Source organism: Lysobacter sp. Root667, from assembly GCF_001427715.1.
In the GTDB taxonomy this organism is placed as follows: domain Bacteria; phylum Pseudomonadota; class Gammaproteobacteria; order Xanthomonadales; family Xanthomonadaceae; genus Lysobacter.
The window spans coordinates 48,484-60,872 of record NZ_LMHF01000003.1 but is presented as its reverse complement, the minus strand read 5'-3'; the positions used below and the strand labels follow the sequence as shown (position 1 = coordinate 60,872).

Here is a 12,389-nt window from a genome sequence, read left to right as displayed (position 1 = left end):
GAGGCGATGGCTGGTGCTCGGGTAGGTGTAGGCCTGGGTGGCACCCGCGTCGGTCTTGCTGGTCCGGTTGCCGGTGGCGTCGTAGGTGTAGCCCTGCAGCAATGCGTTGGTGGTGCCGTCGCGGGTTTCGGTCAGGCGGCCGAGCTTGTCGTAGGCATAGGCGCGCAGCGGCGGTTCGGACTGGTCGCCCTTGCGCAGCTTGATCAGGTTGCCGACGGCGTCGAACTCGTAGCCCAGCGACAGGCCGTCCGGGCCGACGTCCTCGATCACGCCGGGCTGGTAGTTCTGGTTGTGGGTTCGCTTGAGGCGGCGGCCGTCGCCGTACTCCAGTTCGGCCGCGGGGCCGAAGGGGTAGTAGGTGACGCTGGTCAGCAGGACCTGCGGGCTTTGGCCGGGCTGGGTGACCGTGACGCCGCTGGGCTGGCCCAGGGCGTTGTAGGTGTAATCGGCACGCGTGCCGCTGGGATAGGTCACCGACGCCAGCTGGTTGGCCAGGGTGTAGCCGTAGACCAGGGTGAACACCTGGCCGTTGGTGGTCTGGACCTTGCGCGCCACGTTGCCGCGGCGGTCGTAGCAGTAGCGGGTGTTGCCGCTGCCGTCGTCCATGCGGGTCAGGCGGCCGATGCTGAAGGTCTCGCCGGTTTGGCAGACGGCCTGGGTGCTGTCGTAGGTGTAGCCGACGTTGAGCGCGGTGTCGCTGTAGGCGATGCCGACGACGCGGTTGAGGGCGTCGTAGCTGTAGGTCGCCGTTTCGTTGCGGGCGTCGGTCTGGGTCTTGCGGTTGCCGGCGCTGTCGTAGATGTAGCCGGTGACCCCGGTGTCCGGGCTGGTCAGCTGGGTCAGGTCGCCCAGGCCGTTGTACTGGTACTGGGTGTTCAGGCCTTTGGGGTCGGTGACCTGGGTCAGGCGGTCCAGCGCGTCGTACTGGGCCGTTGTACTGGTACTGGGTGTTCAGGCCTTTGGGGTCGGTGACCTGGGTCAGGCGGTCCAGCGCGTCGTACTGGAACTGGGTCTGGGCGTTGATGCCGGCGGTGTCTTGCAGGGTCTTAATCAAACGGCCCAGCGGGTCGTAGGTGTTGTCGGTGACCGTGCTCAGGGCGTCGGTGGTGGTGTCGAGGTTGCCACCCACGTCGTAGACATAGCCGGTGGCGTGGTTGTAGGCGTCCTTATCGGTCTTGAGCTGGCCCAGCTGGTTGTAGACGCGCGACAGCGTGCGCAGCAGCACGCCGCCGCTGTCCTTGGTGTCTTCCTTGGTGCGCTGGCCGGCGTTGTCCAGGGTGTAGACGATCTGGTTACCAGCGTTGTCGGTGACGGTGGTCAGGCGGTGCGCGGCGTCATACCCGAACACGGTGTAGCTGCCGTCGGGCGACGTGATCTTGCTGACCAAGCCGGTCGGCGTGTACTCGTAGCGGGTGATGGCGTCGTCGGTCTCGCTGCCGGCGTTGGGGCCGCGGACCTTGCTGGCGGTCAGCCAACCGCGCGGGTGGTATTCCAGGTCGGTGACGACGCCGTTGGGGTTTTTGATCGACAGTGCCCGGCCGGCGCCGTCGTAGCGCAGAGTTTCCGTGACCTGGCCCAAGGCATTGGTGACCTTCCACAGGTCGCCCTTGCGGTATGCACAGGTGGCCGGCGTGGTGGCACAGCTAGCTTCATCGCTGGCGTAGTAGGTCAGCTGAGTCGTGTCGGTGACGTCGGTGCGCGGGCCGTTGACGGCGGTGACCAGGCCCAGCAGCGGACAAGTACCGGCGGTGATGTCGGTCTGTTCGCAGTAGGTGGTGGCGCTGGTGCGGGTGTTCGCAGGCGTCGCCGGGTCGATCGCAGTCGACGTGAGCGCCTGGCCGCGAGCGTTGTAGGTCCAGGCGGTCTTGCCGACCAGGGCGTTGGAAGCGTTGTAAGTCCGACGCTCAGTCACAGCCGCCCACGGCGCGTTCCAATCGGTCTGGATCGTGCGGGTCGTGGCTACAGGCGTGGCCCAGAAGTCGAGGCCCTCCGCGCGGCTGGTTTCGCGCCAGTTGGTGTACTGATACGTGGTGCGCGACGCATTCGCGTCGATCCTCCAGTTGAGGCGGTCGTCCGTGTAGTCGGCGTACGTGGTAACCCCGACCGATCCGTCTGTGCTGGCAAGCGCCGTGTGGCTGGGCGCCTTGCCCGTGTTGTGCGACTGGTAGGAGTAGGTTTTGGTTGCCCCTTCCGGCAACGTCACTTTGGACTTGCCGTCGGCCTGATACTCGACGGTCACACGACCGGTTCCGCCCGCATGCTCGCTGAGCGTGGCGCGGCCGCGGTCGTCATAGGTGTAGGTCGCGTAGCGCACGCCGTATTCGTCGAGCACGCCGGTCAGGTAGTTGGCGAAGAACTGCGGGTCGCAGCCGGAGATGACCGTGCCTGTCGCATCCCGACACAGTTTGGTGGGTTCCGCGTAGAGGTATTCGCGGCTGTCCATGGCGGTCGGCGCGCCGTGGCTGGCGTACTTCAGGCGACCAAGGCTGTCGTAGATATACGCGGCGACTGCGACACCATCGGCGGAGATCCCGGTGATGCGCGGCGGCGAGCCTTCGGCGCCTCCTGTTGGCGTCGCGGTGTAGCTGAAGCTCAGCGTACGGCCGGAGGGGCTGCGCAGTTTCAGCAGCAAACCTTCGACCGGGCATTGACCCAACTCGACCGCGGCGGCTTCGCAGTACTCGTAGGAGAACACGCGATCGCCGGAGCGGCTGTACTTCATACGGCCGGCGTCGTCGAACCAGCGGACCTGGCCGGGTCCCGTGGTCACGCGCCAACGCGCATACGCTACGGGATCGGGCTCTCGGAAAACTGCGGTTGCGGTTGATGTGCGCGATGCGAAGTTCGAGGCATCGATCTTAACCAAGGGCTCGTAGTAGCCGTCGCTCTGACGCCAGCTTTCAGGCTGTCCATCGATCATGTTCAAGCGATCGGAAAAGGAATGCGCCCAGTTGTCACCCATGCCCGAGTAGAGCGCGAGGTCGTTGGTGGAATTGTAGGAGCGGCGAAAAGACAAGCCTTCCCACGAGAAATCTTCCTCGCCATATTCCTTATTTCCGGTCGCCGCCACCAACGGATTTCCGTCTTTCGGGCATTTGCTGCATTGAGCGGGACGATAGATCGTGATCTGAGCGCTGGTGTTGCCGCGACATACCTTCGGCCACACCGGGTTATCGCCACTGTTGAGAAACATCGGCGTATAGAGTGTCGGGCACTCGAACCAATCGTTACGATCAACGGTCATCTCTTCGAAGAAGCCGTTTGGAATCAATGTCGCCCTGAATATGCGCATGCCGTTTTCACGGAAGGGGTTGCGCGCAACTACTACGAATTGACCGCTGACCGTCCAGTTCGGCGGCGTACCCAACACGTAACTTCCGGAGAACGAGCCCGTATAGTTGTCGCCCGCATAGGGGTAATTGTTGAGAATGTCTGCTTGCAGCAGATCTTCGTTTTCGCAACCTCGCCCGTCCGGTGTTGGAGCCGGCCCCCAGCAACCGCGATGCTTACCGGTGGGAACATGCGATGAGTAGTAGTCCCCGACAAGGGTCGGCTCGATCCTGCGCACTTGGTATTGAAGCAACACCCCCGGGCCTGTGGGCTGCTCGCTCGTTCTCACCAACAATGCATTGCCGATCGCAGGCGATGGCTCGGTGCGGATGTATGCCTCGGCCTCTCCCAGTGTCTTGAAGCATTGATTCTGCTGGCCTGGCATGTAGCGCGTAGCGCAATACTGATCCGCCGCCAGCGAAATCCCCGGCAATGCCAAGGACACCAAGAACACCAGCCACAGGACTACGTTCTTTCCGCTCATGCTCATATGACCTTCCCTGGTGCCTGCGACTGGTTGTAGCGGGCATCATCACGAAGGTGCGTCTCAGCAATCAAGACAGCACGCGGCACTTTTTATGACGAGAGCCGAACCGCCAATCCCGATCAACTGATTGGCGACGGAATCGCGATGCAAAACGTGATGGATGTCTTGTTGCGCGAGCGCAAGCATCGGCGAAATATGAAAGCGCGAACTCAGCCCGCCCGCGCACGCCAAGCGCGCAAACCGGCATATACCAGCACTAGGGCCGCCAACGACGTCCCGATCGCCGCCCACTCTCGCGAAGTCAGAGTGGCCAGGATCGCCACCATCGTGAGCACGGCGATCAGCGGCACGGTCGCGCCGCCCGGGAGCACGAAAGGTTCGCCGCGTTCGCGCAGGTCCATGCGCTGGGCGCGCCAGGCGGCGATGGAGACGGCGGCGAAGACCAGGCAGATCGCGCCGCCGGAGATCAGGGCCAGGGTTTCGAAGCTGCCGGCCATGGCCAGAGCTGCGCCGATCGCGGCGTGGGTGGCCAGAGCGAGGCGCGGAACGCGGTGGACGGCATCGACCCGACCGTAGACATGCGGCAGGTAGCCATCGCGGCCCAGGGCGAACAGCAGGCGCGAGGATGCGAACAGGTTGCCCATCAGGAAGCCGGTCATCGATACGCAGGCAGTGATCAGCAGCAGGGCGTGGCCCGGGGCCCAGATCGCGCCGGCGGCATCGGCGATCGGTGCGCCGCTGTGCGTGAGCGCGGCGCCGAGCGAGCCTTGGCAAACCACTTGCAGGCCGATGTAGAGCAGCACGACGATCGCGATCGCCGACAAGGTCGCGCGCGGCACGTGACGCGAGGGATCGCGCACTTCGCCGGTGGGCACCAGCGCGGTTTCCATGCCCGAATAGGCGAACACCACCAGCACCATCGCGCTGCCCAGCGCGCTCCAGGAGCCGATGCCATTCCAGCCCACGTGCTGCCAGTCGACGAACAGCAGGCCGAACGAGGCCAGCAGGAACAGGGGCGTGAGTTTCAAGGTCGCCAGCAACACGATCATGCGCGCGCCCAGGCGCACGCCGAAGGCGTTGAGCGCGAACAGGCTGGCGTACACGGCGAAGATCAGCAGCGCGCGCGGCAGCGGTTGCGCGAAGCTCGGCCAGGCCTGCGCGACTTGTCCCGCCAGCGCAGCGGCGACGCCGGCGCTGGAGGCGGCGTTGCAGATCCACATCAAGGCGCCAGCGATGAAACCGGCGAACGCGCCGTAGGCCGCACCGACGTAGGTATAGGGCCCGCCGGTGGCGGCGGCGCGGCTGCCGACGGCCGAGAAGCACATCGCGATCGGCACGATCGCGACCGCACCGGCGATGAAGGCCAGCGGCGCCGCATTGGCCAGACGCGAGGACAGCAGCGCCGGCAGCATGAAGATGCCGGCGCCGACGATGATGTTGATGATCGAGGCGCCGAGTTGGAACGGCCCCAGCGCGCGCACCAGTGCGGCGTCGCCCTGCAGCGCGGCCGGCTGCGTAGGAGCGGACCCGTCGGCAGGCGTGGCGGCTGTGCTCATGGCGGAGGTCCCCGGAGACTGCGTCGCAGCCTCGCACGCTCGGCGCGCAAAGGCGAGGCGTATGGCCCCGCAACAGCGGAGTAAGCCGCGATCCGGGTCGCAGGTATCGCCACGGCGCGATACATGACGGCGCGGATCGCGACTTACCCCGCGGCTGCGCGGCCGGGGGACGGCTACACCCTATTCCGGTCGGCCCGGTGCATGAATCCGGGATTCCACTCAGGCGGCGGCAGGTATTTCCCGGTCTCGGTCAGCTGGTTCGGCCAACTGTTCCGGTCAGCTGTTCTGACACATGAAATCGACGAAGGCGCGCAGCTTCGGCGCCAGCTGCCGGCGCGCCGGGTAATAGATGTAGAAGCCGGGGAAGGAGGGCGTGTACTGCTCCAGCACCGGGACCAGGCGGCCGGCGGCGATGTCGTCGGCGACGATGGTGTCGAACAGCTGCGCCAGCCCCAGTCCGGCCAGGACCGGTCCGTGCGCCAGCGTGCTGTCGTTGAAGATCAGGCGGCCGCCGACGTCGACTTCGAAATCGCGGCCGGCGCGGGTGAACTCCCAGGCCAGCAGGCGGCCGCTGCCGGGCAGGCGCTGGCGGACGCAGTCGTGATGGATCAGGTCTTCGGGCACGCGCGGGCTGCCGTGGCGGGCGTAGTAGTCGGGCGCGCCGACCACGAGCATGCGCTGCGGCCCGCCCAGCGGCTGGGCCACCATGTCGCGCGCCAGGCACTCGCCCAGGCGGATGCCGGCGTCGAAACCGCCGGCGACCAGGTCGGCCAGGGTGTCGTCGGCGAACAGTTCCACCTGCACGTCGGGATAGCGCGCCAGGAACGCCGGCAGGCGCGACTGGACCAGGGTGCGGATGGCGATGCGGCCGGCGTTGATGCGCAGGCGCCCGGTGGGGCGGTCGCGCACCGCGTCGAGGTCGTCGAAGGCGGCGTCGATCTGCTCCAGCCCCGGCGCGACCTGGGCCAGGAAACGCGCGCCGTGCTCGGTCAGGCCGACCCGGCGGGTGGTGCGGTTGAGCAGGCGCACGCCCAGGTGTTCTTCCAGGGTGCGCACGGTCTGCGACAGCGCCGAGGGCGAGACGTCGAGCTCGGCGGCGGCGCGGGTGAAGCTGCCGAGCCGAGCGACGCGCGCGAAGGCGATCACGGCGGGGAGCGGGTGCGCAGCCATTGTGAAGCTCTCCTTCAAGACTCGTTCGGATAATCCCTATTTTTCGCCTAGTCGGCCAGTCCTAAAGTCGCCTCCGTGGTTCTTCCCCCTACCTGGAGTACTCCCATGCAAGCCTCCACCCCTGGTTTCGGTCTGCGCGACAAGGTCGTACTGGTCACCGGCGCCTCGTCCGGCATCGGCGCGGCCACCGCGCGCGCTTTCGCCCACGAGGGCGCGATCGTGCTCGCCGCCGCGCGCCGCGCCGCCGAGGGCGAGGCGGTCGCCGAATCGATCCGCGCCGAAGGCGGCCGCGCCCGCTTCCTGCAGGCCGACGTCACCCGCGAGGACGACATCCGCCGTCTGGTCGAGACCGCCGTGGCCGACTACGGCCGGCTCGACGTCGCCTTCAACAACGCCGGTACCGACGGCCGCTTCGCACCGTTCGTGGAACAGGACGACGCCAACTACGAGCACGTGATGAACACCAACGTGCGCAGCGTGTTCTGGAGCATGAAGCACCAGATCGCGGCGATGCTGCGCAGCGGCGGCGGTGCGATCGTCAACAACGCCTCGATGGGCGCGCTGATCGGCTTCCAGAACGCGGCCGTCTACATCGCCAGCAAGCACGCGGTGATGGGGCTGACCAAGACCGCGGCGCTGGAATATTTCCCGCGCGGCATCCGGGTCAACGCGGTACTGCCCGGCATCATCGACACCCCGTTCCAGGACCACGTCTGGGGCGACGAGGCCGCCAAGCAGGCCTTCGCCAACGCCACCGTCGCCGGCCGCAGCGGCACGGCCGAGGAAGTCGCCGGCGCGGCGCTGTTCCTGGCGTCCGGGCAGGCCAGCTTCTTCAGCGGCCAGGGCCTGGTCATGGACGGCGGCTACGTCACCCAGTGATCGCCGCCGCATCGGTATCTTCCAAGGAACCCGCCATGAACCAAGACGCCTCCACCTTCACCCTGATCGCCGAACTCCAGGCCAGTCCCGGCCTGGGCGATACCTTGCAACGCGAACTGCAGGCGCTGATCGCGCCGACCCTGCGCGAACCGGGCTGCCAGGGCTACAGCCTGCACCGCTCCAGCGACGACACCGACCTGCTGCTGATTTACGAGCACTGGCGTTCGCGCGCCGCGCTCGATGCGCATCTGGCCATGCCCTACCTGCGCGAGTTCTTCGCGCGCACGCCGCAGCTGCTGTCCGAGCCGGTGCGCATGCGCTATTTCGCGGCGGCGCTGCCGGCCGCCTGATCCTTCTCTCCCCCACGGAGCACCGCCATGAACACCCGTACCCTCGGCCCTCAGGGCCCCCGCGTTTCCGCACTCGGCCTGGGCTGCATGGGCATGAGCTTCGCCTACGGCCCCGCCGACGAAGACGAAGCCATCGCCACCTTGCACCGCGCGCTCGATCTGGGCGTGACCTTCCTCGACACCGCCGACATGTACGGCCCCTACAGCAACGAGCAGTTGCTCGGCCGCGCCTTGCAGGGCCGGCGCGACCAGGTGTTCCTGGCGAGCAAGTTCGGCATCGTGTTCGACCCCGAACACCCCGAGCGGCGCGGCGTGAACGGCCGTCCCGAGTACGTGCGCGCCAGCGTCGAAGGCAGCCTGCAGCGCCTGGGCACCGATCGCATCGATCTGTACTACCAGCATCGCGTCGATCCGAACGTGCCGATCGAGGAAACGATCGGCGCGATGGCCGATCTGGTCGCGCAGGGCAAGGTGCGTTACCTGGGCCTGTCGGAAGCGTCGGCGGCGACGCTGGAACGCGCGCATGCGGTGCATCCGATCACCGCGCTGCAAAGCGAATACTCGTTGTGGACGCGCGATATCGAAAGCAACGGCGTGCAGGAGACCTGCAAACGCCTCGGCATCGGCTTCGTGCCCTACAGCCCGCTGGGCCGCGGCTTCCTGACCGGCCGGATCACCGCTGCCGCCGATCTGCAGAGCGACGATTTCCGCTTGCAGACGCCGCGCTTCCAGGGCGACAACCTCAGCCGCAACCTGGCCCTGGTCGAGACGGTGCAGAACCTGGCCGCCGGCAAGGGCTGCACGCCCGCGCAACTGGCGCTGGCCTGGGTGCTGGCGCAGGGCGAGCACATCGTGCCGATCCCGGGCACCAAGCGCCGCAAGTACCTGGAGGACAACGTTGGTGCCTTGGCGGTGCGGTTGGATGCGGGCGATCTGGCCGCGCTCGACGATGCGTTCGCGCCCGGTAGCGTTGCGGGCGATCGGTATTCGCAGGCCGGCATGGCGCTGATCGGCGGCTGAGCGGAGGTGTTGCGAAGCCGCTGCCGGCATCGGCGGTGGTTTCGTATTCGCTGCGTCGTCGCAGCTTTGGGGTAGGAGCGGCTGCATCGGCAGGTGCGTGCACTCGGCCTTGGGGTAGGAGCGGCGTGAGCCGCGACCTGCGTCGTGGCCGAAGATTCGCGATCGCGGCTTACGCCGCTCCTACAGAAAGCGGTGGCGCCGGCAGGTGCGTGCGCTCGGCCTTGGGGTAGGAGCGGCGTGAGCCGCGACCTGCGTCATGGCCGAAGATTCGCGATCGCGGCTTACGCCGCTCCCACAGAAAACGGCGGCGCCGGCAGGTAGGTGCGTTTGGCCGGCGGTCGATATCACCGATCGTCCACCGGCGTGGCGCTGACCTGGTCTAGGATCGGACTCCCGCCTACGGAACCGATGCATGCGCCTGCCCGCCTCCCTGATCGCCAGCGCCCTGCTCGCGACCGCCACCGCCGCGAGCGCGCAGGCCGCGCCCGCCGATCTCGACCGTGCCGCAGGCGCCGTGCAGGCCGATGTCGTGCGCTGGCGCCGCGATCTGCACCAGCATCCGGAACTGGGCAACAACGAGGTCCGCACGGCGAAGTTGATCGCCGACCAGCTGCGCCGGATCGGGCTGGAACCCAAGACCGGGATCGCCCACACCGGCGTGGTCGCGGTGCTCAAGGGCGGCCGGCCGGGGCCGCGGATCGCGATCCGCGCCGACATGGACGCGCTGCCGGTGACCGAGCCGGCCGGGCTGGCGTTCGCCTCCAAGGTCACCACGGCGTACCGCGGCCAGCCGGTCGGCGTGATGCACGCCTGCGGCCACGACGCCCATGTCGCGATCCTGCTCGGCGTGGCCAGCGCGCTGGCCGCACAAAAGGCGACCTTGCCGGGCGAGGTGATGTTCGTGTTCCAGCCGTCCGAGGAAGGCCCGCCGAGCCCGGGCGAGCCGTTCGGCGCGGCGCTGATGCTCAGCGAAGGCGTGTTTCGCGACTTCAAGCCCGAGGCGGTGTTCGGCCTGCACGTCTGGGCCGGCCTGCCGGTCGGCCGCATCGGCGTGCGCGCGGGCCCGTCGCTGGCCAGCGCCGACGAATGGAGCCTGACCGTACGCGGCAAACAGACCCACGGTTCGCGGCCCTGGGACGGGGTCGATCCGATCACCGTCGGCGCGCAGATCCTGCTCGCCTCGCAGAGCATGATCGCGCGCCAGATCAACATCGCCGCGACGCCGGTGGTGCTGACCGCGGGCCAGTTCAACAGCGGCGTGCGCTTCAACATCATTCCCGACGAAGCCAAGCTGGTCGGCACCCTGCGCACCTTCGACGCGGCGGTGCGCGAGGACGTGATCGCACGCTTCCGGCGCACCGCCGAGGATCTGGCCCACGCCAGCGGCGCCAGCGCCCAGCTCGACGTGGTCAACAACGCGCCGGCCACCGTCAACGACCCGGCCCTGACCCGGCGCGTGCGGCCTTCGCTGCAGCGCGCGGTCGGCGAGGCCAACGTGGTCGAGATGCCGATGGTGACCGTGGCCGAGGACTTCTCGCAGTTCGCCAACGCGGCGCCAGGCGTGTACTTCTTCGTCGGCTCGACCGCCCAGGGCGTGGACCCGGCCCAGGCGCCGATCAACCACTCGCCGCAGTTCATGCTGGACGAGGGCGCGCTGGACGTCGGCACGCGGGCGATGCTGCAGCTGGCGCTGGATTATCTGGGTGGCGCGCCGCAGGGTTGAGTCTTCGGCTTTGGAGCGGGGCGGCGCGAATTGCGACCACGTCGCAGCCGAAGTTGCGCGGTCGCGGCTCACGCCGCTCCTACAGAAAGCGGYGGCGTCGGCAGGTGCGCGCTCGGCYTTGGGGTAGGAGCGGCGTGAGCCGCGACCTGCGTCATGGCCGAAGATTCGCGGTCGCGGCTTACGCCGCTCCTACAGAAAGCGGTGGCGTCGGCAGGTGCGCGCTCGGCTTTGGGGTAGGAGCGGCGTGAGCCGCGACTTACGTCGTGGCCGGAGGTTCGCGATCGCGGCTTACGCCGCTCCTACAGAGATCGGTGGCGGCTGGCGCGGGCGGGATCGGCGTCGATTCGGCATCGATCTTGTTGCGGCGCGGCGCGAATCGACCAAGGTCGGGCAGCCCCGCGGGTAGCCCATCGGCTAGCATCGGGACTTTCCTTCCGGAGTCCGTCGATGAAGCGTCCGCTGTCCGTCGCCTTGAGCTGCGCCCTGCTCGCCCTGCCGCTGGCCGCCACGGCGCAATCGGCGCAACGTCCAGAGGTGCAGGCCGCGGCGGCCAAGGTGAAGGACCAGGTGGTCGCCTGGCGGCGCGACTTCCACCAGCATCCCGAGCTGTCCAACCGCGAGGAACGCACCGCGGCCAAGGTCGCCGAGCACCTGCGCGCGCTGGGCCTGAAGCCACGCGTCGGCATCGCCCATCATGGCGTGGTCGCGATCATCCAGGGCGGCAAGCCCGGGCCCAAGGTCGCCCTGCGCGCCGACATGGACGCGCTGCCGGTGACCGAGCAGGTCGACCTGCCGTTCGCGTCCAAGGTCACCACCCAGTTCAACGGCCAGACCACCGGCGTGATGCACGCCTGCGGCCACGACGCCCATACCGGCATCCTGCTCGGCGTCGCCGATGCGCTGGTGGCGATGAAGGACGAGCTGCCGGGCCAGGTGATGCTGGTGTTCCAGCCGTCGGAGGAAGGCGCGCCCGGCAACGAGGAGGGCGGCGCCTCGCTGATGCTCAAGGACGGCCTGTTCAAGGACTTCAAGCCCGACGCCATGTTCGGCCTGCACGTATTCTCGACCCTGCAGGCCGGCCAGATCGGCGTGCGCCAGGGCCCGCTGATGGCGGCTTCGGACCGTTTCAGCATCAAGATCAAGGGCCGCCAGACCCATGGCTCGCGGCCCTGGGGCGGCATCGATCCGATCGTCGCCGCGGCCGACGTGATCGGCACCTCGCAGACCATCGTCAGCCGCCGCACCGACATCGCCAAGTTGCCGGCGGTGGTGACCTTCGGCGCGATCAAGGGCGGCATCCGCTACAACATCATTCCCGACGAAGTGGAAATGGTCGGCACCATCCGCACCTTCGACGAGGGCATGCGCGCGAAGATCTTCGCCGACCTGAAGAACGTCGCCGAGCACGTCAGCGCCGCGCACGGCGCGACCGCGGTGTCGGCGGTGCCCGACAGCGAAGGCAACCCGGTCACCTACAACGACCCGGCCCTGACCGCACGCATGCTGCCCAGCCTCAAGGCCGTGGCCGGCGACGCCAACGTGGTCGAGCCCTCGCTGCAGATGGGCGCGGAGGATTTCTCCTACTACGCCAAGGAAGTGCCGGCGATGTTCTTCTTCGTCGGCTCGACCGAGCAGGGCGTGGACCCGGTGACCGCGCCGAGCAACCATTCGCCGCAGTTCAAGCTCGACGAGTCGTCGCTGGACCTGGGCTTGCGCGCGCTGTTGCAGGTGACCTTGGATTATCTGCATCAGCCGAAGGGTTGAGGACGCGTTGCCGATGGAGCGAGAGCTGCGCCCTCGCCTTGGGGTAGGAGCGGCGTGAGCCGCAACTTGCGCCGTTGCCGGAGTGGCGTGGTCGCGACTCACGTCGCTCC

8 protein-coding genes and 2 pseudogenes are annotated in these 12,389 nt (G+C 67.8%); 5 read left to right on the top strand and 5 right to left on the bottom strand.

The genetic code is table 11. The features are described 5' to 3' along the window. From ASD78_RS21775 to ASD78_RS02900, 5 genes and pseudogenes are all read right to left on the bottom strand, one after another. Positions 1-606: RHS repeat domain-containing protein (locus tag ASD78_RS21775; RefSeq protein ID WP_343123531.1), on the bottom strand; the 606-nt coding region annotated here is incomplete at its 3' end. 136 nt (positions 607-742) lie between these two features. Then, positions 743-906 (bottom strand): annotated as a pseudogene (locus ASD78_RS21770) (RHS repeat domain-containing protein); the annotation flags it as partial. 56 nt (positions 907-962) lie between these two features. Then, a pseudogene (locus tag ASD78_RS21765) lies at positions 963-2,443 on the bottom strand (RHS repeat protein); the annotation flags it as partial. A 1,583-nt stretch (positions 2,444-4,026) separates the two neighbouring features. Further along, entirely contained in the window at positions 4,027-5,373 is a 1,347-nt protein-coding gene (locus ASD78_RS02905) for an APC family permease (protein WP_056098310.1), read from the bottom strand. 276 nt (positions 5,374-5,649) lie between these two features. Further along, complete coding sequence (locus tag ASD78_RS02900; RefSeq protein WP_056098309.1) at positions 5,650-6,543, bottom strand: LysR family transcriptional regulator; 894 nt, start codon at positions 6,541-6,543, stop codon at positions 5,650-5,652. Positions 6,544-6,648: 105 nt separating this feature from the next. Between ASD78_RS02900 and ASD78_RS02895 the strand changes: the two genes are divergently transcribed. From ASD78_RS02895 to ASD78_RS02875, 5 genes are all read left to right on the top strand, one after another. Beyond that, a complete protein-coding gene (locus ASD78_RS02895) occupies positions 6,649-7,422 on the top strand; it encodes a glucose 1-dehydrogenase (protein WP_056098307.1) in 774 nt (257 codons plus the stop codon). A 35-nt stretch (positions 7,423-7,457) separates the two neighbouring features. After that, the gene (locus ASD78_RS02890) at positions 7,458-7,772 is read left to right on the top strand and encodes a putative quinol monooxygenase (protein WP_056098304.1); all 315 of its coding nucleotides are present in this window, start codon (positions 7,458-7,460) and stop codon (positions 7,770-7,772) included. A gap of 27 nt (positions 7,773-7,799) precedes the next feature. Continuing rightward, positions 7,800-8,792 (top strand): aldo/keto reductase, encoded by a 993-nt coding sequence (locus tag ASD78_RS02885; protein ID WP_056098302.1) that lies wholly within the window; start codon positions 7,800-7,802, stop codon positions 8,790-8,792. 412 nt (positions 8,793-9,204) lie between these two features. Then, positions 9,205-10,515: an amidohydrolase gene (locus ASD78_RS02880; RefSeq protein ID WP_056098299.1), complete on the top strand. Its 1,311-nt coding sequence runs from the start codon at positions 9,205-9,207 to the stop codon at positions 10,513-10,515. A gap of 447 nt (positions 10,516-10,962) precedes the next feature. Then, positions 10,963-12,279 carry a M20 family metallopeptidase gene (locus ASD78_RS02875; protein WP_056098297.1) on the top strand — a complete coding sequence of 439 codons (1,317 nt, stop codon included), beginning with the start codon at positions 10,963-10,965 and terminating at the stop codon, positions 12,277-12,279. Positions 12,280-12,389: the final 110 nt, after the last annotated feature.

Bases quoted from the DNA above. Each gene is read 5' to 3' on its own strand.
- ASD78_RS02875 (WP_056098297.1), top strand. From the start codon at position 10,963: ATGAAGCGTCCGCTGTCCGTCGCCTTGAGCTGCGCCCTGCTCGCCCTG.
- ASD78_RS02900 (WP_056098309.1), bottom strand. From the start codon at position 6,543: ATGGCTGCGCACCCGCTCCCCGCCGTGATCGCCTTCGCGCGCGTCGCT.
- ASD78_RS02880 (WP_056098299.1), top strand. From the start codon at position 9,205: ATGCGCCTGCCCGCCTCCCTGATCGCCAGCGCCCTGCTCGCGACCGCC.
- ASD78_RS02885 (WP_056098302.1), top strand. From the start codon at position 7,800: ATGAACACCCGTACCCTCGGCCCTCAGGGCCCCCGCGTTTCCGCACTC.
- ASD78_RS02905 (WP_056098310.1), bottom strand. From the start codon at position 5,373: ATGAGCACAGCCGCCACGCCTGCCGACGGGTCCGCTCCTACGCAGCCG.
- ASD78_RS02890 (WP_056098304.1), top strand. From the start codon at position 7,458: ATGAACCAAGACGCCTCCACCTTCACCCTGATCGCCGAACTCCAGGCC.
- ASD78_RS02895 (WP_056098307.1), top strand. From the start codon at position 6,649: ATGCAAGCCTCCACCCCTGGTTTCGGTCTGCGCGACAAGGTCGTACTG.